Annotated in this window: 30 protein-coding genes; 26 read left to right on the top strand and 4 right to left on the bottom strand. The window is 41.5% G+C overall.

Features of this window, described 5'->3' with window-relative positions:
• The first annotated feature begins 236 nt into the window (after positions 1–236).
• The 6 genes from cyoE (at position 237) to ctaG (ending at position 6409) form a co-directional block, all read left to right on the top strand.
• The gene (gene cyoE / locus BA70_RS03150; RefSeq protein WP_034318063.1) at positions 237–1154 is read left to right on the top strand and encodes a heme o synthase; all 918 of its coding nucleotides are present in this window, start codon (positions 237–239) and stop codon (positions 1152–1154) included.
• A 279-nt stretch (positions 1155–1433) separates the two neighbouring features.
• Positions 1434–2501, top strand: coding sequence for a cytochrome c oxidase subunit II (coxB, locus tag BA70_RS03145; RefSeq protein ID WP_034318061.1), 1068 nt, complete (start codon positions 1434–1436; stop codon positions 2499–2501).
• Positions 2502–2676: 175 nt separating this feature from the next.
• On the top strand, positions 2677–4548 hold the full coding sequence (gene ctaD, locus BA70_RS03140; RefSeq protein WP_034318059.1) for a cytochrome c oxidase subunit I: 1872 nt from the start codon (positions 2677–2679) through the stop codon (positions 4546–4548).
• Positions 4548–5168 carry a cytochrome c oxidase subunit III gene (gene ctaE, locus BA70_RS03135; RefSeq protein WP_034318056.1) on the top strand — a complete coding sequence of 207 codons (621 nt, stop codon included), beginning with the start codon at positions 4548–4550 and terminating at the stop codon, positions 5166–5168. The genes ctaD and ctaE overlap by 1 nt, the downstream gene beginning before the upstream one ends.
• A 2-nt stretch (positions 5169–5170) precedes the next feature.
• Positions 5171–5500, top strand: coding sequence for a cytochrome c oxidase subunit IVB (ctaF, locus tag BA70_RS03130; protein WP_024426910.1), 330 nt, complete (start codon positions 5171–5173; stop codon positions 5498–5500).
• A gap of 30 nt (positions 5501–5530) precedes the next feature.
• Positions 5531–6409, top strand: a complete 879-nt coding sequence (gene ctaG, locus BA70_RS03125; protein ID WP_034318053.1) for a cytochrome c oxidase assembly factor CtaG — start codon at positions 5531–5533, stop codon at positions 6407–6409.
• 192 nt (positions 6410–6601) lie between these two features.
• Here ctaG and BA70_RS03120 read toward each other — a convergent pair whose 3' ends face one another.
• Complete coding sequence (locus BA70_RS03120; RefSeq protein WP_034318051.1) at positions 6602–6967, bottom strand: YugN family protein; 366 nt, start codon at positions 6965–6967, stop codon at positions 6602–6604.
• Between the two features lie 161 nt (positions 6968–7128).
• Here BA70_RS03120 and BA70_RS03115 point away from each other — a divergent pair, with 161 nt between their 5' ends.
• The 9 genes from BA70_RS03115 (at position 7129) to coaD (ending at position 12185) form a co-directional block, all read left to right on the top strand.
• Positions 7129–7551 carry a CBS domain-containing protein gene (locus tag BA70_RS03115; RefSeq protein WP_034318137.1) on the top strand — a complete coding sequence of 141 codons (423 nt, stop codon included), beginning with the start codon at positions 7129–7131 and terminating at the stop codon, positions 7549–7551.
• 122 nt (positions 7552–7673) lie between these two features.
• Positions 7674–8717 (top strand): CAP domain-containing protein, encoded by a 1044-nt coding sequence (locus BA70_RS03110; RefSeq protein ID WP_034318049.1) that lies wholly within the window; start codon positions 7674–7676, stop codon positions 8715–8717.
• 106 nt (positions 8718–8823) lie between these two features.
• The gene (locus tag BA70_RS03105) at positions 8824–9237 is read left to right on the top strand and encodes a YlbD family protein (RefSeq protein ID WP_034318047.1); all 414 of its coding nucleotides are present in this window, start codon (positions 8824–8826) and stop codon (positions 9235–9237) included.
• A 19-nt stretch (positions 9238–9256) separates the two neighbouring features.
• Positions 9257–9505, top strand: coding sequence for a YlbE-like family protein (locus BA70_RS03100; protein WP_034318044.1), 249 nt, complete (start codon positions 9257–9259; stop codon positions 9503–9505).
• 72 nt (positions 9506–9577) lie between these two features.
• A complete protein-coding gene (locus BA70_RS03095; RefSeq protein WP_034318041.1) occupies positions 9578–9985 on the top strand; it encodes a hypothetical protein in 408 nt (135 codons plus the stop codon).
• A 57-nt stretch (positions 9986–10042) separates the two neighbouring features.
• Entirely contained in the window at positions 10043–10492 is a 450-nt protein-coding gene (gene ricF / locus BA70_RS03090; RefSeq protein WP_034318038.1) for a regulatory iron-sulfur-containing complex subunit RicF, read from the top strand.
• 65 nt (positions 10493–10557) lie between these two features.
• The gene (locus BA70_RS03085) at positions 10558–10830 is read left to right on the top strand and encodes a YlbG family protein (RefSeq protein ID WP_034318036.1); all 273 of its coding nucleotides are present in this window, start codon (positions 10558–10560) and stop codon (positions 10828–10830) included.
• A gap of 281 nt (positions 10831–11111) precedes the next feature.
• Positions 11112–11699: a 16S rRNA (guanine(966)-N(2))-methyltransferase RsmD gene (rsmD, locus tag BA70_RS03080; RefSeq protein WP_262982646.1), complete on the top strand. Its 588-nt coding sequence runs from the start codon at positions 11112–11114 to the stop codon at positions 11697–11699.
• A gap of 3 nt (positions 11700–11702) precedes the next feature.
• Complete coding sequence (gene coaD / locus BA70_RS03075; RefSeq protein ID WP_034318030.1) at positions 11703–12185, top strand: pantetheine-phosphate adenylyltransferase; 483 nt, start codon at positions 11703–11705, stop codon at positions 12183–12185.
• A gap of 13 nt (positions 12186–12198) precedes the next feature.
• Here coaD and ylbJ read toward each other — a convergent pair whose 3' ends face one another.
• Positions 12199–13407 carry a sporulation integral membrane protein YlbJ gene (ylbJ, locus tag BA70_RS03070; RefSeq protein WP_034318028.1) on the bottom strand — a complete coding sequence of 403 codons (1209 nt, stop codon included), beginning with the start codon at positions 13405–13407 and terminating at the stop codon, positions 12199–12201.
• A gap of 159 nt (positions 13408–13566) precedes the next feature.
• Here ylbJ and BA70_RS03065 point away from each other — a divergent pair, with 159 nt between their 5' ends.
• Positions 13567–14346 carry a patatin-like phospholipase family protein gene (locus BA70_RS03065; RefSeq protein ID WP_034318026.1) on the top strand — a complete coding sequence of 260 codons (780 nt, stop codon included), beginning with the start codon at positions 13567–13569 and terminating at the stop codon, positions 14344–14346.
• Positions 14347–14350: 4 nt separating this feature from the next.
• Positions 14351–15379, top strand: a complete 1029-nt coding sequence (locus tag BA70_RS03060; protein WP_034318024.1) for a SepM family pheromone-processing serine protease — start codon at positions 14351–14353, stop codon at positions 15377–15379.
• A gap of 235 nt (positions 15380–15614) precedes the next feature.
• On the opposite strand, the gene BA70_RS03055 is transcribed toward BA70_RS03060, so the two are convergent.
• Positions 15615–16862 (bottom strand): nucleotidyltransferase, encoded by a 1248-nt coding sequence (locus BA70_RS03055; RefSeq protein ID WP_034318022.1) that lies wholly within the window; start codon positions 16860–16862, stop codon positions 15615–15617.
• A gap of 206 nt (positions 16863–17068) precedes the next feature.
• Between BA70_RS03055 and BA70_RS03045 the strand changes: the two genes are divergently transcribed.
• The 3 genes from BA70_RS03045 (at position 17069) to gerR (ending at position 18462) form a co-directional block, all read left to right on the top strand.
• A complete protein-coding gene (locus tag BA70_RS03045) occupies positions 17069–17587 on the top strand; it encodes a YceD family protein (RefSeq protein ID WP_019743276.1) in 519 nt (172 codons plus the stop codon).
• Positions 17588–17613: 26 nt separating this feature from the next.
• On the top strand, positions 17614–17787 hold the full coding sequence (gene rpmF / locus BA70_RS03040; RefSeq protein WP_008354700.1) for a 50S ribosomal protein L32: 174 nt from the start codon (positions 17614–17616) through the stop codon (positions 17785–17787).
• 135 nt (positions 17788–17922) lie between these two features.
• Positions 17923–18462: a sporulation-specific transcriptional regulator GerR gene (gerR, locus tag BA70_RS03035; RefSeq protein WP_034318017.1), complete on the top strand. Its 540-nt coding sequence runs from the start codon at positions 17923–17925 to the stop codon at positions 18460–18462.
• 47 nt (positions 18463–18509) lie between these two features.
• On the opposite strand, the gene BA70_RS03030 is transcribed toward gerR, so the two are convergent.
• Complete coding sequence (locus BA70_RS03030) at positions 18510–18989, bottom strand: N-acetyltransferase (protein WP_034318014.1); 480 nt, start codon at positions 18987–18989, stop codon at positions 18510–18512.
• A 211-nt stretch (positions 18990–19200) separates the two neighbouring features.
• On the opposite strand from BA70_RS03030, the gene BA70_RS03025 reads away from it, so the two are divergent.
• The 6 genes from BA70_RS03025 (at position 19201) to BA70_RS03000 (ending at position 25886) form a co-directional block, all read left to right on the top strand.
• A complete protein-coding gene (locus BA70_RS03025; protein ID WP_034318011.1) occupies positions 19201–20100 on the top strand; it encodes a 2-dehydropantoate 2-reductase in 900 nt (299 codons plus the stop codon).
• A 65-nt stretch (positions 20101–20165) separates the two neighbouring features.
• Positions 20166–21785, top strand: a complete 1620-nt coding sequence (gene bshC / locus BA70_RS03020) for a bacillithiol biosynthesis cysteine-adding enzyme BshC (protein WP_034318008.1) — start codon at positions 20166–20168, stop codon at positions 21783–21785.
• A 128-nt stretch (positions 21786–21913) separates the two neighbouring features.
• The gene (gene mraZ / locus BA70_RS03015; protein ID WP_003211163.1) at positions 21914–22345 is read left to right on the top strand and encodes a division/cell wall cluster transcriptional repressor MraZ; all 432 of its coding nucleotides are present in this window, start codon (positions 21914–21916) and stop codon (positions 22343–22345) included.
• 66 nt (positions 22346–22411) lie between these two features.
• A complete protein-coding gene (gene rsmH / locus BA70_RS03010) occupies positions 22412–23344 on the top strand; it encodes a 16S rRNA (cytosine(1402)-N(4))-methyltransferase RsmH (RefSeq protein WP_034318006.1) in 933 nt (310 codons plus the stop codon).
• A gap of 36 nt (positions 23345–23380) precedes the next feature.
• Complete coding sequence (gene ftsL / locus BA70_RS03005) at positions 23381–23728, top strand: cell division protein FtsL (RefSeq protein ID WP_034318003.1); 348 nt, start codon at positions 23381–23383, stop codon at positions 23726–23728.
• Positions 23729–23735: 7 nt separating this feature from the next.
• Positions 23736–25886, top strand: coding sequence for a penicillin-binding protein (locus tag BA70_RS03000; protein ID WP_034318134.1), 2151 nt, complete (start codon positions 23736–23738; stop codon positions 25884–25886).
• The last annotated feature ends 42 nt before the right edge of the window (positions 25887–25928 follow it).

The following is a 25928-nucleotide window of genomic DNA, read 5'->3' as shown; positions in this document are numbered from 1 at the left end:
TCTTTCTTTGACAGTCTGATAGAAATAGAGGAGAGAATATTTCATTTTGCACCGCCTTCTGAAACACACATATATATCCTATATAAATTCACGAAAAGTTCACAAATAACTTCAAGTTTGTCGTTTATTATTTAATAGGATGTTTTTTTACAGCTCTTTATCTTGTATGATAGAGTTGTAACGATTTTACGTTTCATTTGTTAGTTTCAAGGTTTGGGCAAGGGAGGTTATACACATTGGCAAATTCCAAAACAGCCGCGGAAGCAGCTATTCATGGACAAATAGAAGAAACAACAGCTTGGAAAGATTTTCTTGCTCTTATTAAAATGGGCATCGTCAATTCCAACTTCATTACAACATTTACTGGAATGTGGCTTGCTTTTTATTTTACAGATATGAGTTTTCTTGGGAATCTTGATATTGTGCTGTTAACAATGATTGGTTCTTCTCTCATTATTGCCGGTTCATGCGCTATTAATAATGCGTTTGACCGTGATATTGATATATTAATGGAAAGAACAAAAACAAGACCGACGGTTACAGGTAAAATTCAGCCGGGGCAAGCGTATGCATTTGGCATTTTGCTTGTTGTACTTGGACTCATTATGCTTCTGATGACAACCATTACATCAGCAGTGATTGGATTTATTGGAGTCTTTACTTATGCGGTTCTTTACACCATGTGGTCTAAACGCCATTACACCATCAATACTGTCATCGGAAGTGTATCTGGGGCGGTTCCGCCATTAATCGGCTGGACAGCTGTCACAGGTACAATTGACACAACGGCTTGGGTTTTGTTTATGATTATGTTCATTTGGCAAATCCCACACTTCCTGTCACTTGCGATTAAGAAAACGGAAGATTACCGCAAGGCAGGCATTCCGATGCTGCCAGTTGTCTACGGCTTTGAAGTCACAAAACGCCAAATTATTATTTGGACAGCATGTCTTCTTCCACTTCCGTTTTTCTTAGGTGGATTAGGATGGCCGATTGTTGCACTTGGTACATTGCTAAACATTGGTTGGCTCGTCATTGGCCTTATGGGCTTTAAAATGAAAGACGTTATGAAGTGGTCTACACTGATGTTCGTTTATTCATTAAACTACTTAACCATCTTTTTCGTTGCGATGATTATTATTACACTATTCTAGAGTGAAATACACTTTGATCACATCAAAACAATGGCTATATCTTATAACACAACATTTTCTTACAACTATGAAAGCCGCCTGATATTCAGTTCTATTTAGGCGGCTTTCTGTTTATACATAGATGGTATTTTGAGTAAAAACATCATTTTTTTATGAAAAGAGGAAATGTAAGTGCTTTTATAAGGGGCGGGGGTTATTGATGAGTGAAAGGTGATTTTATAAATAAGAGGTAAAAAGCGAAAGGCAAAGGAGATCAAGCAAAAGGGGTTGGGACAAATTATGATAAGAAAATGGCGTGTTTATTCACTGTTTCTCTTACTGACGCTCGTTTTGGCGGGCTGCGGTGAACCATACTTATCAACACTCAAGCCAGTCGGGGAAGTAGCAGATAAACAGTTTTTCCTGACGGTACTGAGTACACTTATTATGGTTCTTGTCGTCATTGTTGTATCGATCATTTTCTTTTACGTCATCATTAAATTTAAACGTTCTAAAGTGGGAGAAGATACGATTCCAAAACAGGTGGAAGGGAACCGTAACCTAGAAATTACGTGGACAGCGATTCCAATTCTTCTACTCATTATTCTCGTTGTACCTGTTGTGGCATATACGCTTGAGCTAGGGGATACAAGCGCTATGGATAAGAAAAAACGAGATCCTGAAAAGACACTTGTTGTAAATGTAAGAGCCAGCTTATATTGGTGGGAATTTGAATACCCTGATTATGGGATTGTCACAAGTCAGGAATTAATTGTACCGACAGATCAAAAGGTGTACTTTAAGCTGAAAGCATCCGATGTTAAACACTCTTTCTGGGTTCCATCAGCTGGCGGTAAAATCGATACAAATACAGACAATGAGAACAAATTTTATTTGCAATTTGATTCGAAACGAACGAAAGATGCTGGAGAATATTTCTACGGGAAATGTGCGGAGCTTTGTGGTCCATCACATGCTTTAATGGACTTTAAAGTTAAAACGCTTTCTCAAGATGAGTTTTTAGGGTGGACCAAAAAAATGGCAGATTACAAGAAGCCCACATCCACGTCAGACCTAGCCCTAGAGGGTGAAAAACTATTTAAAGAGAAAAACTGTTTGAGCTGTCACGCAGTAGAGCCTGGGGACGAACGGCCTGAAGCGGCAAGGACTGCTCCAAACCTTGCGACGTTCGGAGAGCGAACGAAAGTAGCTGGAATTAAAGACATGAACAAAGAAAATGTGAAAGCATGGCTGAAAGATCCAGAGAGCTTTAAACCAGGTAATAAGATGACAGGGACGTATCCTAAATTAAATGACTCAGAAGCAGATGCACTCTACGAGTATTTAAAAGGTCTTAAAATAGAGTAATTTTTAGAGCCTATGTTCAAATGGGTATGTGATCTTATTGAAGTTTTTGTTAAGAGCTCCCGAATATGTCTCTACAACCGAGAAGTAGTCATCTGTCAGACACAGTCTGTTTAAAAGATCGTTAAGATAGACATCTATATGAAAAGGGGCAAATGGGAGATAAGAGGGGGATTTCATGGTGAGTACAATAGCTAAAAAGCGGGGGTTTGGCGCTGTCTTATGGGATTACTTGACGACGGTTGACCACAAAAAAATTGCCGTACTATATTTAGTGGCAGGGGGATTTTTCTTTTTGGTTGGCGGCCTAGAAGCGATGTTTATCCGTATTCAGCTAGCCATCCCTGAAAATGATTTTGTGGGTGCAGGGGTTTACAATGAAATCATGACGATGCATGGAACGACAATGATTTTCCTTGCAGCAATGCCACTTTTATTTGCATTAATGAATGCGGTTGTACCAATTCAAATTGGTGCACGTGACGTAGCATTTCCGTTTGTGAATTCACTTGGTTTTTGGCTATTCTTTTTCGGAGGAATTTTCTTAAACCTTGGCTGGTTCTTAGGCGGATCACCTGATGCGGGCTGGACTGCATACGCTTCGCTCACGCTGAATTCAGAAGGGCATGGCATGGATTTCTATATTTTAGGTTTGCAGATAGCGGGAATTGGTACGCTGATTGCCGGTATCAACTTTCTTGTGACGATCATTAATATGAGAGCGCCTGGTATGACGTACATGAGAATGCCGCTCTTCACTTGGACGACATTTGTCGCATCTGCACTCATTTTATTCGCATTCCCGCCGCTCACAGCAGGGCTTGCGATGCTGATGCTTGATAGAATGTTTGATACGAGCTTTTTCAATCCAGAGCTTGGAGGGAATACGATCATCTGGGAGCATTTGTTCTGGATTTTCGGACACCCGGAAGTATATATCTTGATCCTGCCAGCATTCGGAATTTTCTCTGAGATCATTCCAGTGTTTGCAAGAAAAAGATTGTTCGGCTACTCGTCCATGGTGTTCGCCACTGTATTGATTGGTTTCCTAGGATTCATGGTGTGGGCGCATCACATGTTCACAACAGGGCTAGGACCTATTGCAAATGCGATCTTTGCCGTAGCTACTATGGCGATTGCGGTGCCAACAGGGATTAAAGTATTTAACTGGCTGCTCACCATATGGGGCGGTAACGTGAAGTTTACGACACCGATGCTGTATTCTGTTGCATTCATTCCGTCATTCTTACTTGGCGGGGTAACCGGGGTCATGCTTGCAGCCGCTGCAGCTGATTATCAATTCCATGATACGTACTTTGTTGTGGCGCATTTCCACTACGTGATTATCGGTGGTGTGGTATTCGGAATTTTAGCAGGTGTGCATTACTGGTGGCCTAAAATGTTTGGAAAAATACTTAATGAGAAGCTTGGGAAAATTAGCTTTGTGCTCTTTTTCATCGGTTTCCATTTAACCTTCTTTATCCAGCATTTCTTGGGGTTATGGGGCATGCCGCGCCGTGTCTTTACGTTCCTGCCAGGTCAGGGCCTTGAGCTTGGAAACTTGATTAGTACAATAGGTGCTTTCTTTATGTTTGTAGCAGTTGTCATCATGTTGATTAACGTCATCTGGACAACAGCAAAAGGGGAGCGTGTATCGGGCGATCCTTGGGGAGATGGAAGAACGCTTGAATGGGCAGTGTCTTCACCTCCGCCAGAATATAACTTTAAACAGCTTCCACTTGTAAGAGGACTTGATCCATTATGGATTGAAAAAATGGATGGTAAAAAAGGAATGACAGCATCTGAACCGCTCGATGATATTCACATGCCGAATAATTCCATCTTACCTGTCATTATCTCATTCGGTCTATTTGTGTCAGCGTTTGGATTCATGTATCGTCAAGAGCACAGCTGGGGTCTTCCGGTGATTTTCATTGGTCTTGGCATTACGTTTGCGACCATGCTGGTCAGGTCTCTTAAAGATGATCATGGATATCATATTCACAAAGAAGATTTGACCGATGACGATGATAAAGGGGTGAAAGCATAATGGAACCACAAAAAATGACAGCGGAAACCTTTCCGGCTTCGCCTGAGAAAGCCACATTAGAAGGAAAGAATAAGTTCGTCGGGTTCTGGTTGTTTCTTGGGGGAGAAACTGTTCTGTTTGCATCTTTGTTTGCCACTTACTTGGCGCTGAAAAACTCAAATGCAGGTGGAGCAAAAACAACTGATATGTTTGACATCACAATTGTCTTTGTTGCCACAATGCTCCTGTTAACGAGCAGTTTAACGAGTGTGTATGCAATGTATCATATGAAAAACTTTAACTTTAAAAAAATGCAGCTATGGCTCGGAGTGACTGTTTTATTAGGTGCTGGATTTTTAGGGGTTGAAATTTATGAGTTTTATCACTATGTGCATGAATATGAATTTACGATTACCAGCTCTGCTCTTGGCTCTTCCTTTTATACACTTGTAGGAACCCACGGAGCTCACGTTGCATTTGGACTTTGCTGGATTACCGCTCTTATGATTCGAAATAGTAGACGCGGACTGGATTTATATAATGCACCAAAATATTATGTGGCAAGTCTTTATTGGCACTTCATTGATGTTGTGTGGGTCTTCATCTTTACCGTTGTATATTTAATGGGAATGGTGGGATAAGAATGGGAAATAAAAACACAAATCAGTCCAAAGTCGATCTTGTATACCGTAAAAAGAAAAATGCCGAAGAAATGAAGCATCAGCTCATTTCTTTCGGCTTGATGATTGGATTAACATTTGTTGCATTTTTAACGATCGCCTCTGAAGATGTCGGGAATTGGTTCGCAGTCCCATTTATTTTACTGCTTGCAGGCATTCAGGTGGCTTTTCAGCTTTATTATTTTATGCACATGAACCAAAAAGGGCATGAAACACCCGCGTTGTTTCTTTACTCAGGTGTGTTTGTCGCGTTTATTACCGTTTTAGCCTTTTTGACCATTATTTGGTGGTAAGCCCGCTTTGCCCTTGAAGGAGGCGCAGCAATGGAGAACTTAGAGATATTCGGATTTCGGGCATTATGGAGTCCCTATTATTTGACATGTATTGTATTAGCAGCTGCTTTTTATCTACTTCTCGTTACAAAGGGAAAGCACCGTGCGACGGTGAAAGAGAAAACGCTATTTCTGACTGGGCTTATTCTGTTATATGCCGTGAAAGGCAGCCCAATTGATTTAATGGGGCATATTATGTTCAGTGCACATATGGCGCAAATGGCGGTACTCTATTTAGTCATCCCGCCACTCCTTATCACAGGTTTACCTGTGGCCATTTGGGAGCGAATCATTCAAACACCAGGCATTCAGGCTATTTTCCGTTTGTTTTCCAAGCCTTTGATTGCTCTGCTTGGGTTTAACGGGTTGTTTTCGCTTTATCACATCCCGCTTGTGTTTGATTTTGTGAAAACAGATCCGTTTTATCATGCGTTGATGACGGTTGTCATTTTTATCGCTGCCTTTTTCATGTGGTGGCCGCTTGTCCATAAAGTCCAAAGTCAGCCGCAGATCACAGGCATCTTAAAGCTTGGTTACATCATGGCAGACGGTATATTGATGACACCTGCCTGCGCACTCATCATGTTTAGTGATGCACCGATCTATGCGACCTATTCAGATGCAGGCGCGTGGATACAAGCTCTGCATCTATGTGTGCCAAGCGATATGCTCGCAGGTCTTGCGCTAACTGGCCCTGATATGTTTCACACCTTGCCGCTGCTAGAGGATCAGCAGCTAGGCGCTATTTTGATGAAAATTATTCAGGAGATTGTTTACGGATCGATTCTTGCTGTTGTGTTCTTTGATTGGGCAAGAAAAGAAAGAGCGAAAGATGCCGTACCAGATGCGCTCATTCCGAAATATGAATAAATCTAAAGCACAGCCATCAAGGCTGTGCTTTAGATTTGTCTTCTTTTCAGCGTGATATGAAAACCCTTGAAGTCTAGGAGGGACGAGTACCGGAGCGAATTTGACATTCGTGAGCACCGGCACGCAGGAGTGACACCGAATATGAGGGTTTGTCTACACGCTAAAACACAGCCGTATGGGCTGTGTTTTGTTTTATGCTTCAGCAGTCATTGATTCTAGTTTTTCTTTCAGTCGGTTAAGCGTTTGTTTGCTTGATTGGATAAGAGATTTAGGGAAATCTTCACCTTCGCCGTATTCGACACCATGCGGATAATAATGTTTTCCAAGTAAAGGTGTCAGAAGCTGAATGTGTGCCTTTTTGGAACCGACATCTCCTTCAGTAGCGTAGCCATAGATCCGTAAATAAAATGTCCCTTCAACCATGCTATACTTCCTGTCGTACGTCACTCGCTCATAATCCCATTGATCGGCTCGTACAAATCCTTCACTTTCCATGATGAAATCCAATTTATTTAAGTCAACTGATACCTTTTCAATCCCCGTACCTTCAAACTTCACCCAAAACCCCTCCTTATAAAAATTCCCTTTACTGACAATCATAGTATGAAAGCGTTAAACTTTCAACTGTGAAAGGTATGTTCTTTTATAAGCTGGTTACAGTAATAAAGAAAATAATAGATGGAGGAATCAACGTGAAAACGAAAAAAATCAAAGATATTATGACAAAAAAAGTAGTGACGTGCCAAAAGGACGACAATGCTTATGAAGCGGCAGTAAAAATGAAAGATGCTGACATCGGTGCCATTCCAGTGGTTGACGGAGATCAGCTCGTTGGAATTGTGACAGACCGGGACCTTGTACTCAGAGGGATTGCTGAGAAAAAGCCAAACTCGCAGGAAGTTGGCGCACTCATGACGAAGGAAGTACTGACAGCCGAAGAAGATGCAACGCTTGAAGAAATTGTCCGGTTAATGTCAGAGCATCAGCTCCGCCGCATTCCCGTCGTTAAAAGTGGAGCATTAACGGGCATTGTAGCTCTTGGAGATTTATCAGTTGAAGATTTGTCAAATGATCGTGCGGGAGATGCACTTACTGAAATCTCTCAACAAGATCAAGATCACGGGCAAGGATTTCTTCATTAACAGGGGCATATTTTAAATTCGTGTTAAATAGGCTGTATTGTCGTTGTAATATGGAGCAAGTTTTGTTTAAATGACAGTAGAAGGTACTTTTTGTACCTTGCCAATTTAACGGAGGTGTTTATTTGAAAACTGTGCTCAAAACACTCTTCATCCTCCTGATTATATCTGGAACGTACGTTCTGTTTATTCAATATGGATCTTCACCGGAAAAAGAAAGCAGCAATGAACCGAAGGTGTCTAATGAAGAAACATCTAGCGATAAGCCGATCAACATCCCAAAAAAGGGGCTCATGTCCTTTATGGGGAAATCTTCAAACGAAGTGCTTAAACAGCTGGGAGAACCAGATCGCATTGATCCTTCCGCATATGATTATGACTGGTGGATATACAACCAATCGAAGAAGCACTATATTCAAGTAGGGGTAAAGGATAGTAAAGTGGTGACTTTGTTTGCAACAGGAGACGGGCTAAATGTTGAACCATTTAAAATCGGTCAAGCCACAAGTGAAGTGTTTAAAAAAACACAAATTGCGCCTTACATTCATGTAGAGGATGAACAAAATTCATACCGCTTTGAATTCTCAGAAGATGATATGAATACGCGGCCAACCGTGAAAGTGGGAGATGATGTCTATGTCCAGCTTTACATGGATAAGTTTGAAAGCACCCTTTCGAGTATCAGGGCCTTTAACGCAGATACATTTGTGAAACAAAAGCCGTATGAGGTTGTCTATCGAGGTCAATTGATAGAACCTGAAGCGATATCAGGCGAAAAATGGAAAGATATTGAGACTTCCAGCCAAAAACAAATTTTTGATATGACCAATATTATTCGCCATAAGTACAACCTGCCGACCTTAAAGTGGGACGATGAAACCTCCGAAGTCGCATTCATGCATAGTGAGGACATGAAAGAAAATCATTATTTCTCCCATGAGTCTAAAAAATACGGTACGCTGAAAGACCGATTAGAAAGAGGAGAGGTGGCATTTCAGCTCGCAGGTGAAAACATTGCATATAACTATGTGGATGGACCAGCAGCTGTAGAAGGCTGGCTCAATAGCGAAGGTCACCGGAAGGCGTTATTAAACGGAGATTACACACACCTTGGCGTAGGTGTGAAAGAAAAATACTATACTCAAAACTTCATCAAGAAAACATCTTAAACAAAGCAGCTGCACAACCGCAGCTGTTTTTTTATGAAAAAAGAGGCTCACCAAAACAGATGCTGGTGTATATAGTATAGTAGGCATTTGTATGGGGGGTGAGGATATGACAAACAAGCAAAAGCAAACATCCATTGATGAATTTAAACAATTCGTCAGACGCCATCCGAAGTTAATTCAAGAAGTGCAAACGCAAGAAAAAAGCTGGCAAAGTTTATACGAGAATTGGGTAATGTTTGGTGAGGAAGATGAGATGTGGTCTCCTTACCGGCAAACGCAATCTCAAGAAGCAAAAGACGAAAAAGCCTCTAAGCCAAGTGAACAGGGAAAAGCAGATTTTATGTCTAAAATGGTTTCTGCTGTGAAAAAAATGGACGCTGATCAAATGAATGAACAGATTAACAAAATGAGCCAGTCTATTTCCTCTTTACAAAGCTTACTCGGCCAATTTTCATCAAATGGCTCAAAAAAAGGTTCATCTGGAGGCAGTCAGCACCCATTCTCCTTCAGGAAAGATTAATTGAAAGGGGATGCTTTTGGTGCGGAAAGAAGTACAGGAGTTTGTCATGGCCGAAGAGGATCGAATCAAATTCATTAGACAACGTCCTCTCTGGTACAGACAGCTGACTCGACATCCTGAAAAACTATCTTCCTTTGAATTAGATAAAATGAACTTTTACGAAAAAACCATTCCTCATCGTGTGAGTCAGTTGAGCAATAGTGTCCAAATGGCTGAAATGATGATTCAAATGTTCCAAGCAATGCGCAATCAAAATGGAGCCGGGTGAGGCTTTTTTGAGTTGATTAAGATGTCTAATTCATGAGCATCCTATGAAAGTAGACGAAAGGAGAATCAGATGATGAAATGGATGCTGTCAATATGCGCATTGCTTTTTCTTGTCACTGGGTGTCAAAGTCAACATGAAGAAGAGCAAGTGGTCAAGCAAGAACCAGATGTACCAGTGATGCAGCAAGCCCAAAGTGAAATGAAGCAGCAAGGCTTTTTAAAATACAAAGTGCAGGGAACGGCTGTCTATATAGAAAGTACACTTCGAGATTTCCATCTTGAGCCTTCACTTGGAAATAAGGATGAGAAGGCGGGATATTTTACAGTGTATGTAGATGGGAAACGTGCGGGCAATGAGTATACTGCTGCGTTTGTGGTCAAGCACCTTTCAAAAGGAAAGCATAAAATGACCGTTGTGCTGAATTCCCGTCATCCAGATTATAAACAAAAAAGAGAAACGTGGGACGTATTTGTCACGTAAAAGCATTTTCTGATCCATAGGTTTCGTGGTAAACTATGAATTGGAGGTGCAACATTTATGTATGCGACAATCGAATCTGTGGAGCTCCAAGAGGAAGCTAATCAATTGGCTGCCATGATTCTTCAGTCGGAGGAGGCTGAACATTACCGCAACTGCTTTAAGCGTCTCCAGCAAGACGAAGAAGCCCAACAAATTATTGCCCATTTTACAAAAGTAAAAGAGCAATATGAGGATGTGCAGCGGTTCGGCAAATACCATCCGGACTATAGAACGATCTCAAAGGAAATGCGTGAGGTCAAAAGAAAGCTAGATCTTCACGATACAGTGGTTGATTTCAAAAAAGCAGAAACAGCGGTTCAATCCATCTTAGATGAGATTAGTATTGAAATTGGTCAAGCTGTATCAGCATATATTAAAGTTCCAACAGGGAACCCATATTTTGATGGCCTATCATCATGCGGCGGTGGCTGTGGTTCAGGAGGCAGCTGTGGCTGTAAAGTATCTTGACGAGACTTGAACGTCTCGTCTTTTACATAATGAAGGGAAAGAATTGAAAAGCGGCAGGTGAAAAGATGGAAACCAAACGTCAAGGGATGGTCGTTTGGCTGCATTCGTTAAAGCAGTCAAAAGCGCTAAGAAAATTTGGGAATGTTCACTATATTTCAAGGAAAATGAAATATGCAGTGATTTATTGTGATATGAATGATCTCGAGCGCCATATGGCAAAGCTGAACTCATTGCCATTTGTAAAACGTGTTGAGCCTTCATATAAACCTTTTATTAAATTAGAGTACGAATCCAAATTGGACAAAGCGAAAGAATATGATTATAAGGTGGGCTTTTAAAGACACAAAAAACCCCCGCGGCATCACCCGCGGGGTCCTTCTATTCTTAATGATTCATTAAGGAGAAGGCAAAGGGAGAGGAGAAACCGGAGGAAGAACTTATGGGGAAACGTAAGTCTTCTCCGCGGTTGGCAACAGCACCACATCAGATGCTGTTACAAGTAGTATGACCCCGCTTCCCGTCATCTATACATAGAAAATGAATGAAAATCCGCGCATTGTCCCATGCGGATTGGATGTGGTAAGATAATGTTGAATTTTTTGTCATAAGACAGTAAGCAATAGAAGCAAGCAGAAAAAGTGGTGGGAAAATGAGAGTCATCTCTGGAACGAGAAAAGGCCGCACGCTTAAAGCGGTACCAGGTCAATCAACAAGACCAACTACAGATAAAGTGAAAGAATCCATTTTTAATATGATAGGCCCGTATTTTGATGGCGGGAGGGCCCTTGATTTATTTGCGGGAAGCGGTGGTTTAGGAATTGAAGCGCTCTCTAGAGGATTCGATCATTGCATTTTCGTTGATCGAGATATGAAGGCGATTCAGACGATTAAAGGAAACCTGAATCAATTGTCACTAATGGATCAAAGTGAAGTATTTCGAAATGATGCAAAGCGTGCTCTTGCAGCCGTTGTTAAACGAGAGGAATCCTTTCAAGCTATCTTTCTTGATCCGCCGTATAAGGATCAAAAGCTGAAGGCACTTCTTGAAATGATTGATGAGCACTCCTTATTAACAGATGATGGCGTGATTGTATGTGAGCATGATAAAGACGTTACGCTGCCTGAGGAAGCTGGACAGCTCCACATATCAAGGCGGGAACTGTACGGAATGACTGGCATTACGATCTATAGAAAGCGGGGAAATTAAAGCATGGGGAACATAGCCGTTTGTCCGGGTAGCTTTGATCCAGTCACATTGGGCCATTTGGATATTATTAAAAGAGGAGCAAACATCTTTGATGAAGTGTATGTATGTGTATTAAATAACTCATCAAAAAAACCGTTGTTTACAGTTGAAGAACGGTGTGAGCTCATTAGGCAAGCGACAAAGGATTTGCCAAATATTAAAGTTGAATCCTTTCATGGCTTGCTTGTTGATTATGCGAAACAAAAAGGGGCAAAAGTCATTTTGCGTGGACTAAGAGCCGTGACGGACTTTGAATATGAGATGCAAGGCACATCGATGAACAAAGTCTTAAATGATGAAATTGAAACGTTTTTCATGATGACCAATAATCAATACTCCTTCTTAAGCTCAAGCATTGTCAAAGAAGTAGCGAAGTATCATGGCTCTGTCAAAGAGCTTGTTCCAAAAGAAGTAGATGCAGCGCTGAAAGAAAAATTTAATGGATGAGTGCCTCGTGCACTCATCCATTTTTTAGTTTCTGGTAATATAGAGCAATATACACGATCAGGCTGAACAAAGTGATCAAAGGGCCAGCTGTCACAAGCTGATTCCATAGCACACTGCTAAACATGACGACTTGCTCGCTTGCTTCAAAGGCTCCTGCTGGAAGAGCCATGTCTGATCGAGATACATAAAGAGGTTTGAATAATAAAAAGGCAAAGACAGCTGCATAAATCCCGTGGAGCAAACGGGCGAAGAAAAACGGTTTAAAGCGTATATCAGTAGCCGCCAAAATGCCGGCGACCTGGGCTTGAACAGAGAACCCGCTGAATCCTAAAATAAAGCTGACGACAATGGTTTTAGCGAGCAGGGTGACCTCTTGTGACCCCGTTAGCTGACTTCCTAATGTGATTTCAAATAAACCGGCAATCATGGCTAGATCTAATTCTGGCGGAAGGTGCATCGTTTGCAGCATATATCTGATCCCTATAGATAGCAGGTCTGTCACATGAACAACTGACAGCATTTTGCTAAAGACAGAAAATAAGATAATAAAGCCACCAATCATAAAGAGTGTTTGAACTGACGACATGACAGCATCGCTTAAAATTTGGCCGAGCGGTCTTTTCTCTGCGAGTCTGGCTGTATGAAGGGCGCTGAATGCCTCTTTAAACGGTGGGAATAAAAATCCCTTCCGGCTTCTAAGATGCGCATCATGCCGCGCTTTATACCCCCGCATCGTCACACCAACAGCGAGATTCCCTAAATAATGTGCGCAGGCTAAAACAACCCCTAAAGCTGGGTGATGAAAAAAACCAACAGCCACCGCACCGAAAATAAACAATGGATTCGATGAATTTGTAAATGAAACAAGGCGCTCTGCTTCGATTCTCGTCAGCTGTCCTTCTTGCCTGAGTCTTGTCGTTAATTTAGCGCCAGAAGGAAAGCCTGAGGCCATTCCCATAGCTAGTACAAATCCGCCTACACCAGGTACTCGAAAGATGGGGCGCATAAATGGCTCTAATAACACTCCGACAAATCTGACAATCCCGAAACTAATTAATAGCTCGGACAAAATAAAAAAAGGAAGCAATGACGGAAATACAACCTCCCACCACATTGCAAGTCCATTTTTCGACGCTTGCAAAGAGGCTTGTGGATGTGTAATCACAGTGGCTGTTAAAAAGATAAAAAAAGCAGCGATGAACAGAGTGTTCCATTTTTTCATGGAGATTTCGCCCCTTGCCGTTATGATCTATTGGCGAGCTCGTGATCAAAGAAAAAGGAAAAACTAGCCGAGCCTGTCTTCTATTACTATACGAGCAGAAGGGGCATGTTTAGACCTATAGATTCGTATATATGCATAGAAAGAGGAGGGTTGATTTTCATGAAGCGACCGGTCATCGGGCTTGCGCTAGGCTCTGGGGGTGCTAGGGGAATGGCGCATATCGGAGTTTTATCTAGTCTTGAGAAACAAGGAATTCAGGTGGATATGATTGCTGGAAGCAGTATTGGCGCACTTGTTGGGAGCTTTTATGCGGCAGGACAAGACGTAGAAAAAATGAAAAAACTTGCACTTGTCTTCAGAAGAAAGTATTATGCTGACTATACACTGCCAAAAATCGGTCTTTTAAAAGGAAATCGAATTTTGCAGCTGATCCACACGTTTACATATGGGAAAAAAATCGAGGAATTGCGAATGCCTCTTGCGATTGTCGCGTGTGACCTCGAGACAGGGGAGAAGGTTGTGTTCAAAGAAGGGCCTGTCTCACAAGCAGTTAGAGCGAGCATTAGCATTCCAGGTGTGTTTGTTCCGCACGTAATGGGCGGTAGACAATTAGTAGATGGAGCGGTTGTTGACCGTATTCCTGTTTCTGTTTTAAAAGAAATGGGTGCAGATCTCATTATCGCCTCTGATGTATCAAGGGTGAAAAAAACAGAAAAGGCGACGAGATTATCGGATGTGATTATGCAAAGTTTGGACATCCTTCAAAATGAATTGGTTCGTCATCAAACCATTCATGCAGACCTCATGATCCGGCCAAAGCTTGAAACATATAGCTCTAGTGCGTTTACACAGGTTCAAGAGATGATCGAAGCAGGTGAGCTCGCCGCAGACCAACTAAAAGGGAAACTAAAAGATGTCATTGATAAATGGGAGTGTTAATCGAATGAAAAAATTGAATATTCGCTGGCTCAGCTTTTTTGTGGTTGTTCTTGTATTATTTGGCTTAACCTTTGTTAAACTGCCGTATTACGTGACAAAGCCGGGCGATGCAACAGAGATTGCTCCGCACATTAAAGTAGACGGAGCATATGGCGAGAAGGGCAGCTTCTCCCTTATGACCATTAAAGTAGGTCCAGCAAACCCATATACGTATTTGCTTGCAAAAATGAACAAGTATGACGAGATCGTCCCGGAAGAAAACATTAAAGCGGACGGAGAATCGGATGAAGATTATATGAAACGACAGCTTCAGCTGATGAAAAGCTCTCAAGAAAATGCCATGATTGCAGCATATACAAAAGCAGGGAAAAAAGTAGATTATACGTTTAACGGGGTATATGCGAGCTACGTGATGAAAGGAATGCCCGCTTACGGAAAGATTGAAGTTGGCGACCGGATCAAAAGCGTTGATGGCAAGACCTATGATTCAGCTGATAAAATGGTTTCATATATCAGCAGTAAAAAAGCAGGCACATCTGTCCGCTTTGTCCTTGAACGAAACGGCAAAGAAATCATACAGCAAGTGACGTTAAAACCATTTAAAGAAGAGCCAAAAAGAGTCGGAATAGGTGTGTCATTGTTTACTGACCGTCATGTGAAAGTGTCACCTGCGATTAAAGTAGATATTGAAAATATCGGCGGTCCATCAGCAGGCTTAATGATGTCACTTGAAATTTATAACCAGCTGACAAAAGAAGACGAAACACATGGCTATGCGATCGCGGGGACTGGAACGATTGACGCTGATGGAACGGTCGGCCCAATTGGTGGGATCGATCAAAAGGTTGTGGCAGCAGATAAAGCAGGAAAAGACATTTTCTTTGCGCCGAACGATAAAGGCGATCCAAACTCAGACTATCAAAATGCAGTCAAAACAGCGAAAGATATTAAAAGTGATATGAAAATTGTCCCTGTAGATACAATGCAAGATGCACTGAACTATTTAAACAAATTAAAAGAGAAAGCATCATAAAAAAAGAGCAGCCCTCATTAAGGCTGCTCTCAGCGTGTAGACAAACCCTCGCATTCGGTGTCAGTCCTGCGTGCCGGTACTCACGAATCTCAAATTCGCTCCGCTCCGGTACTCGCCCTTTACTAGACTGCAAAGGTTTTCTATCACGCTGAAAAGAAGACAAAGGGTTAACATAAAGATCATTTTAGCCCTTTGTCAACAATCTGAGAGCAGCCCTCATTAAGGCTGCTCTTTTTTATCGAGAGAGAAAGAGATCAGTCTCTTCATCATATCGGATCGGTGAGGTTTTAAACTCTGCTTCCGTTAGTTCCGTTTGCATTGGCTCACAGATGGGAAGGCTGAAGACGCGGGAAGCGCGAATGTCAAGATCAAGTGCGGGATGTGAAAAGGAGGACAGCTTGCTCACAAGCGGTACGTCCAATTCTTTTTTCACAAGAGATAAGTATTGCTGCCCTTTCTTGGACATACCAAGTAAACGAATATAGGGCGCTTTTTTCTCTTTCAGAAGCTCATGCATTGCGGTTTTTTTCACTCTCATTAAGAGGTGGGTATTCATTCGCTGTAACCTTGTCCACGTATATCGTTTTGTCTTCACAAGTGATAGATATTCCTCATAGGAGGACGCGTGTGTGATCGCCTTTTGCATGCGGTGTTCGATGCCTTCTTCGATTTCATAGACGTCTTCTAGTTCAGCCGTATCCATTGTGTGAAAGACATGTTTTAAGAAGCTAAAATAGGCTTCTTGCGTATGTAAAAGACCGTATGAAGAATGATAGTTGTGTAATTGCTTTAAAGTAGCGTCCGGGAGATAGGGTGTGACCGCTTCAAATGAGCCGTGCTCTTTTAAGGCTTTTCGAATACTTGTTGCACTTGCGATTTTCTGATTGACAGGAAGTTCTTCATCATGATAATCAGATGCAATTCTCACGGAGGTAAAAGGCTGCATGTGAGGGGATCGTTCTAAGATGGCCTTTACATAATGAAAGCCCAAAATATTATTCGGTTTAGACAAATCCAGTAAGTGCTCAAGGTAAATGGCCTCTTGAAACGCAGCGGCAGCAGCAGCCGGATAACTAAGACCTTCTTTGACCTTCTCTTTTGTTAAAAGGTCAATCTCTGCCTTTTTCTCATGCCAAGCGTGAGCTGTGCGCTCAAATACGTTGATGTCCCCATCCTCACTTCCGAAAAAAAGAGTGCGGCATTTTAAAGCGTCTAGGATGGACACAGCGCCATTTGCAAAGGTTTCTGCCTTTTGCACAGCGTATATGTATGGAAGCTCACACACAATGTCTACACCGTTTTGCAGTGCCATTTTTGTACGTGCCCATTTTGAGACGATTGCAGGCTCTCCGCGCTGGAGGAAGGAACCGCTCATGACGGCAATGGCAACATCTGAGGAGGTTTGTTTTTTCGCCTGACGAACATGATAGGCATGTCCATAATGAAATGGGTTGTACTCTACAACGATTCCCACTGATTTCAATAGATGTTCCGCCTTTCTTGCTATGGTTAAATGGTCTATGCTACAGTAGCATAAGGGAAAAATGAAGCTCATTTTTTTCAGTGTAGGCATTCAAGGAACTGATGTCAAACAACCCACTGACATCACAAAGGACTGTAAAGAAAAAATATTGACAAATAACATGATGAAAGCTATAATCATGTTTGTTGCTCTTAGAGGTGATACAATTGAAATGGACAGTTTATCAATTACATCAAAAAGCTAAAAACAGCTTCGATTTTCATGAGACGGTTGACTTAAATGAACTTACTAGCCTTCATTCAGATATACGTCGCATTTCACCAGTAGAGGTGAAAGGGACTGGAGTGATCGAATCAAAGCAAGTCGCATTTGATTTAACCATCACAGGTGAAATGACATTGCCTTGTTCAAGAACGCTTGTTGATGTAAATTATCCATTTGCGATTTCAACGAAAGAACTATTTGTACTTCATAAGACAGACGATATAGAAGATGAAGACGTTTCCGTTGTAGAAGACGATATCATCGACTTAACGCCTATAGTCAAGGAAGAAATACTTCTTGAAGTGCCGATGCAAATCTTTTGCGACCAAACAGACGTAAAAGGTGCTGCACCACAAGAAGGTAATGACTGGGCGGTCATTTCGGAAGATGCACATCAAAACCGAATTGATCCGCGTCTGGAAGGCTTGAAGAAGCTCTTAGAAGAAAATAATGAATCTTAACTTAACTCTTTAAGGAGGTGGGAATAATGGCTGTACCTTTTAGAAGAACTTCTAAAATGAAAAAAAGATTGCGTCGTACGCATTTCAAACTACAAGTACCTGGTATGGTAGCTTGCCCAGAATGCGGTGAAATGAAAATTTCTCATCGTGTCTGCAAATCTTGCGGAACATACAAAGGCAAAGACGTAAAAAGCAACTAATTTATAAAAAAGCGTGAGGGAATCTTCCCTTGCGTTTTTTTATTTGTCTATTTTTTAGGTTTCTCTCCTGCAAATAGTCTATCTACTCTAGTAGGCGCATATGATGTGGTATTCAGATTCAGGGGGGATGATCAATTGACGATTACAAGGCAGGATGCATGGACACAAGATGAAGATTTACTATTAGCAGAAGTCGTCTTAAGACATATTCGAGATGGAGGGACCCAGCTTTCCGCATTTGAGGAAGTCGGGAAAGCACTGTCAAGAACAGCTGCAGCATGTGGATTCAGGTGGAATTCTTACGTCAGAAAGCAGTATCAGGCAGGCATTGAACTGGCAAAAAAACAGCGAAAAGAACTGCGTAAAAAGATTGGTATTCATTCCTCAGGTTTACCACAGCATGCGTTAACAATAGAAAAGAAGACATCTTCAGATCAGGCTGAATTGACCCTTCGAGAAGTGATTCAGTTTTTAGAGCAGCTTGAAAAAGAGCCTTCTGGTCCCGCTTATTTACGCGAGGAGCTAAAGGATGCACATCATCAATTAAAGTCGCTCACAGAAGAAAATGAACACTTGAAGCGCCAATTGAAAATGACAGAAGAAGATTACCGAGCACTCATTGGTATTGTTGAAAGAGTTAAACAGAATATCAGCTTAAAAGACTACGCAAAATAAGAAAACGCCCCTCACAGATAAAAGGAGGGGCGTTTTGTCATCAACCATTAAGCTGATTCACCTGTATTCTTTTTGATATGTGCGGGCTCCCAGATGAGTGGATTTTCACCCTTATCGCGTTCCATATCATATTTCACCGCTTCAAAGCCCATTTTATCCCAAAAACCAGCAGATTTGACGCGTGGATTCGTTCGAATCGGCAATCCGAAAGATTTGGCGAATTCAACAAGCGCTTCGCCGTACCCTTTGCGCTGATATCCAGGTAGCACTTCTAGCTTCCACAGCTCTAAATAATTATGATTATGGTCAAAATACGTAGTCGTCGAGCCATCCACTTGATATAGGCTCATACGTGCCACAAGCTTATCTCCAAAATAAATCCCGTAAAATGGAGAGTTGCTGTCATTTTCAATCATATTACTTTCAAGGTCTTCAAGCATTGAAAGTTCTTGTATGCCATATTCCTTAAATTGTTTAAATTCCTCTAATGTTTTGTAATTAATTAGAAGACGTTTTACTTGTGTCATGTGATCTTCCCCCTTACACATATAATGTCGACAGTGATGTTATTGAAGGCGTTTTCATCCCATCCGCCTAAAAAAGTTTTTACACTTATTATTATAGTTTTTAAATTAAAAAAATTCAATCATAGCGCGTCATCTGCTTTTTGCATCATGACATGAAACTGTTAAAATAGTGGATATGATGAAGTAAACAGAAAAAAGGGAAGTGCGGCAGTTGAAAATTGGAATCATTGGCGGAGGTGCAATCGGTCTTCTTTGTGCCAGTTATTTATCACAGCAACATGACATCACCGTATTTACAAGAAGAAATGAACAGGCAAAAGAGATTCGAGCGTCAGGAATTGAACGAACGGTGAGAGGAGAAACGTTTCGGGCAGTGGCTCATGCAGACACAGGTGTAAAAGGAATATTTGATCTACTGATTGTGACGGTGAAATATCATCATTTGCAAGATGTACTGGACGAACTATCGACATTACCTCGTCAGCGGATCTTATTTTTGCAGAACGGAATGGCCCACCTATTAGACTTAGAGAACTGGAAAACGGCACATCAATTATATATAGGTGTGGTAGAGCATGGCGCAATGAAGGTGTCAGATCATGCAGTCGCTCATACAGGTATTGGTGTCATAAAGTGGGGGGCATTTCATCATAAGGAAGCAGCAGATGTGAGGAATGAATTGAATGAGACATCAGCCCATTTTCAGATGGTCTATACAGATGAATGGAAAAAGGTGCTGGAGGAAAAACTGCTTGTCAATGTCTGTATTAACCCGCTGACGGCTTTATTACATGTGAAAAATGGGGAACTGATCGCAAATGCCTCATATGAATATATGATGAAATGTGCATTTGAAGAAGCTGTTTCCGTTTTAGGCTTGTCTGAAAAAGAGCGGCTCTGGTCCCATGTGGTCTCTATTTGTGATAAAACGGCCGCTAATCAATCATCGATGCTTCAAGATATCGTAAAAGGCCGCCAAACCGAAAGAAAAGCCATCGTTGGCTATCTTTTAAAACAGGCTCAGGCACAAGAGATTCTGACGCCACATCTTGCTTTCTTCAATAGAAGCTTGGAAGTATTGGAAAAAAAGCAAACAAAATCTTTTGAGTGAGCTCATTTACATGCTATACTTTTTTCGGGAAACTAACTATTTATTGAAGAAAGGAAGTTCTAAACATGCAATTGACTGAACTTTCCATCCGAAGTCAGAATTTATTCATACGTGATTATATAGAAGAAAAAAAAGAGATGACTGCTTTTTTTGATTATGATATACATTCTGAGCACACATGGAAAAAGAGATACGACGATCTCATGGGAAGGAGCTTCCCGCGCGAGGCTTTAGCGGATTATATGAGCGCATATCACGCGAAGTTTGAATCGGCAGCGATGCGTCAGAACATTGAAAAAATCCGTGATGAACGGAGTGTCATGGTGGTTGGAGGGCAGCAGGCAGGCCTATTAACAGGACCGCTTTATACCATACATAAAATCATATCGATTATTCAGTTTGCAAAAGAAAAAGAATCAGAGCTTGGCGTTCCTGTGATTCCGGTCTTTTGGGTAGCTGGTGAGGATCATGACGTAGATGAAATTAATTTTGTGTACACGTCTGGCGAAAAAGGTCCAGTCAAACAAAAGCTGCCATTACATAGCGTCAAAAAAGCAGCTGCGAAAAGAACACCGCTACATCAGGAGAAAACAGAGAAATGGCTTCGTGATGTGTTTTCAACCTATGAAGAATCTGCTTACACAAATGATTTGCTTGATCAGCTTCTTCGATGTTTACGCAAATCACAAACATTTACTGATTTCTTTGAATGGATTGTGTGCGACCTCTTTGAAGAAGATGGACTGCTGCTATTTAATTCAGGAGACTTAGGCGTCAAACCACTTGAGCGCACGTTATTTAAGCAGATTATCGAGACAAGTGATACGATCACAGCTCGCCTGAACGAAACGCAGGCTGCCATGAAGCGAGCGGGATATCGGCCGATCATTGAAGCTGGTGACCACCAGGCAAACCTGTTTTACGAATATGATGAGGAGCGTTTCCTCATTGAAAAAGAGCAGCATCAGTTTTCTGTATCAGAAGTGGGGCTTACGTGGACAAAGGAAGAGCTTTTGCAGGAAGTCGAGGAGCACCCAGAAAGGTTTAGCAACAATGTGGTGACGCGTCCCTTGATGCAAGAGACCCTTCTCCCAACACTTGCTTTTATGGCAGGACATGGTGAAGTCAACTATTGGGGCGAGCTGAAAGGAATTTTTGAACACTTTGAATTAAAGATGGCACCTGTTCTTCCAAGACTGCACGTCACCATTCTTGAAAGGCACATTGACAAAAAATTACCGGTCAGAGAACTGTCGGTAGAAGAAGTACTGACAAACGGAGTAAAAGAAAAGAAGGATGCGCACTTTCAGCAAAGTCTTCCTGACAGCTTCGTTCAAGCGGTTCAACATGCGAAACGTGAATTAGCAAATGTTCATGGGACGGTGAGACAAGAAGCGCTGGAGATTGAACCGAGCTTTGAGCAGCTTCTAGATAAAAATGCCAAATTTATTGAACGCCAACTTCAATTTGTCTATCAAAAGGTGGCTCAGCGTGTGGAAGAGAAGGAAGGATATATCCTTCGCGACTTTGAACGGATTGAAAATAGTTTAAAACCACTTGATGCACCACAAGAAAGAATTTGGAATATCATGTATTTTTTAAACAAATATGGTCCAGAATTCTTCAAAACATTCAAAAATATGCCATTTTCATTTCAAAACAAGCAACAAATTGTCAAACTTTGAAATAAAGTTTTAATCAACCCTGACTAGTTCAGGGTTTTTTTTTATGAAGAAACAGTGTAGAATAAGTTTTGTGGAGAGAAGTGGTGGATAGTGGAGAGTAAGGGTGAGAAAGTGGGGCTCTGATTATCATGTTCATGGGTGAATACCAACATACGATTGATACAAAAGGGCGCATGATCATCCCTGCTAAATTTAGAGACGGTCTCGGAGAACAGTTTGTGCTGACGAGAGGGCTTGATCAATGTTTATTTGGCTACCCTATGAGTGAGTGGAAACTAATCGAAGAGAAACTCAAAGCACTTCCGCTAACGAAAAAAGATGCACGTGCGTTTACCCGGTTCTTCTTCTCTGGCGCAGTCGAATGCGATCTGGACAAGCAGGGACGCATTAACATCGCATCAAACCTACTCCAATATGCAAAACTCGAAAAAGAATGTGTGGTCATCGGCGTTTCAAATCGAATTGAGTTGTGGAGTAAGTCGATCTGGGAACAATATACAGAAGAGCAAGAAGATTCTTTTGCTGAAATTGCTGAAAACATGATTGGATTTGATATATAATAATTCCTTGTGCAGCAAGCTTTCTACACATTCATTTCTATTTGAAAAAGGTGGGACCATAACATCATGTTTCAACATGAGACAGTATTATTAAAAGAAACAGTTGACGGTTTAAACGTCAAAGAAGACGGTACATATGTGGACTGCACGCTAGGCGGCGCAGGTCATAGCTCATATTTACTATCTCAATTATCAGAAAAAGGTACATTGATTGGTTTTGATCAAGACGATGCTGCACTGGATCATGCACGAGAGAAGCTCGCAGATTCAAAAGCGAACATTCTTTTCATAAAAAGCAACTTCCGATATTTAAAAGAACGTCTGAATGAACAAGGCATTACAAGCGTAGACGGTGTGATCTTTGATCTTGGTGTATCGTCTCCTCAGCTTGACACACCAGAGAGAGGCTTTAGTTATCATCATGATGCACCTCTTGACATGAGAATGGATCAATCAGCCGCATTGTCGGCCAAACAAGTGGTGAATGAATGGCCATTTGAAGATCTAGTTCGGATTTTCTACAAATATGGGGAAGAGAAATTCAGCAAGCAAATCGCACGCAAAATTGAAGAAGCTAGAAAAAAAGCGTCAATTGAAACAACGGGTCAACTTGTAGACATTATCAAAGAAGGAATTCCCGCCCCTGCAAGACGAACTGGCGGACATCCAGCGAAAAGAGTGTTTCAAGCGATCCGAATTGCCGTAAATGACGAATTGAAAGTATTTGAAGAAGCACTAGAACAAGCAATAGAGTTACTCAATCCGAAGGGGAGAATTTCTGTCATTACATTCCATTCACTTGAAGATCGGATTTGTAAAAGTACATTTAAAGAGATGTCTTCTCTTCCAGAACTTCCGCACGGATTACCAGTGATTCCAGAAGGACTTGAACCAAAACTGAAGCTGGTCACGAGAAAACCGATCGTCGCATCAGAACAAGAGCTGGAACATAACAACCGTGCCCGTTCAGCGAAGCTCCGAATTGCAGAAAAAAAGTAAACGACACCATAGATGATGATAAAAAGGAGGTTTCTTATGAGTAATTTGGCTTACCAAAGAGAAGTGAAGCAACATCAAACAGAGCAGCAAGGCCAATCGGTTGTCATTAGAAGAAGAGGTTCTATTACACTTGGTGAAAAAATCTTACTTGTCATGTTTGTCATGGCTCTTATGTGCAGCTCCATTCTCATCATTTCTAAAGCCTTTGCTGTGTATCACGCAAATATCGAAGTGCAGAAATTAGAACAGCAAGTATCTTTAGAATCGAAGAAAATCACTGAGCTACAAAAGGAAAGAGATTTGCTAAGTGAACCAGAAAGAATCATCGAAGCCGCTAAAAAAGCAGGCTTAAGCATATCGAAAGATGTTAAGAAGGTCGATTAACATGGCGATGCCTAAAAAGAATAAAATGATGAACAGAGGCGCGGCAATTGCGAGTATTTGCTTCGCCCTGTTTTTCTTTATCATACTTGCACGTTTTATTTATATTCAGATTACAGGAACGGTTGATGGACAAGTTCTAGCAGCCAAGGCAAATGAACAATATCAATCGAAGAAAACACTTGAAGCCAAAAGAGGGTCCATTTTAGACCGAAATGGAAATGTGATTGCAGAGGATACCTCTGTGTATAAACTCATTGCCATCATGAGTAAGAAAATGACGGTGGATCCAAAGCACCCAATGCATGTCGTCGATAAAGAAAAGACAGCAAAAGAGCTGTCAAAAGTAATTGATATGAGCGAAAGCGAAATTTTAAAGCGTCTGAATACAAAGGATGCGTTCCAAGTCGAGTTTGGTAAAGCTGGGAAAGACATTAGTTTTTCAACAAAGGAAAAAATTGAAAAGCTAAAGCTTCCTGGGGTCGCGTTTGAAAAAGATACGAAGCGATATTATCCAAACGGCATGTTTGCTTCTAATTTAATTGGTTATGCAAGATTAGATGAGGCGACCAAGGACATGTCAGGTGCAATGGGGCTTGAGAAGGCGTTAAATAAATTCTTAAAAGAAAAAGATGGCTATGTGACGTATAATAGTGACAGAAGCGGGTGGGCTCTTCCAAATAGTAAAGAAGACATTGTCGCCCCGAAAGATGGGAAAAACGTCACGCTGACCATCGATCAAAAAATTCAGGCATTCCTTGAAGAAAGTATGACGCAGGTCGCCAAAAAATATAAACCGAAGAAAATCATTGCGACAGTCGTCGATCCGAAAACAGGAAAAGTTCTCGCGATGGGACAGCGCCCAAGCTTTAATTTAAATGAACTCGACATTACGAACTATAACAATGATGTCATTTCATATGCGTTTGAACCTGGTTCGACGATGAAGATCTTTACACTCGCCGCGGCAATCCAAGAAGGCGTCTACCAAGGCAGTGATAAATACCAATCTGGTACTTATAAAGTAGGTGGCGGCCTTGTAAGAGACCACAACAACGGAAATGGCTGGGGGAAAATTGACTTTCATCAAGGTGTTCTCCGTTCTTCTAATGTGGCCTTTGCAAAGCTGGCAAAGGAAAAGCTAGGCTTCACGCGATACGAACAATATTTGCAAAAATTCCATTTCTATGACAAAACGGGAATTGACTTACCGAATGAAGCGTCTAGCAAAATCAACTATAGATACGAATATGACAAAGCATCGACGGCTTATGGTCAAGCGTCTGCCATTACACCAATTCAGCAAATCGAAGCAGCGACAGCGATTGCCAACGGTGGAACGATGATGAAGCCATATGTCATTGACCATATTACAGACCCGAACACAAACAAAACGATCTTGCAGCACGAACCAACAGTAGCTGGAAAGCCGATTTCATCTGATACAGCGAAGCAAGTCCGTGACATTTTAGGTGAGGTTGTTTCCTCGAAAATTGGTACAGGTCAGCCTTATCAAATCAAAGGCTTTGACGTCGCTGGGAAAACAGGGACAGGACAAATTGGCGGAGCCGGCGGTTACCTCCAGGGGAGAAACGACTACGTCTTTTCATTTATGGGGATGGCGCCAAAAGATGATCCGAAGCTGCTCGTTTATGTGGCAGTACAGCAGCCGCAGTTGTCTGAAACAGAAACAGGCTCTGCCCCTGTTTCACAAATCTTCAACCCTGTTATGAAAAATAGTCTGCTATATTTAAATATCGCACCAACAAAAACAGACGATAAAAAATCAGGCGAACAAAAGGTGAAACAAGAAACAATGCCTTCATTCCTGGATTTAGAAGTGAAACAAGCAGAAACGGAAGTCAAAAATAAAAACTTAACACCTGTTGTCATCGGCGATGGTTTATCCATTAAACGCCAGTCGCCGAGTGCGGGCTCTGAATACTCTGAAAGCCAGAAAGTCTTCTTGAAAACAGCAGGAAAAACCATTAAGATGCCTGATATGACAGGCTGGTCCAGAAGGGAAGTACTTCAATATGCGTCCATTTCGGGTGTGCACATTGAAACAAATGGACAAGGATATGCTGTCAAACAAAGTGTCAAAAGTGGAGCGGAGATTTCAGATAAGGTCGTCACTGTGACATTTAAAAGCCCAAATTAACTGCAAAACCTAGCAAACCATTTGCTAGGTTTTTTCTTTTGC

The sequence above is a fragment of the Bacillus zhangzhouensis genome, assembly GCF_000715205.1.
GTDB lineage: Bacteria > Bacillota > Bacilli > Bacillales > Bacillaceae > Bacillus > Bacillus zhangzhouensis.
The sequence above is the reverse complement of the archived record's forward strand: the minus strand, read 5'-3'. Positions and strand labels throughout refer to the sequence as shown.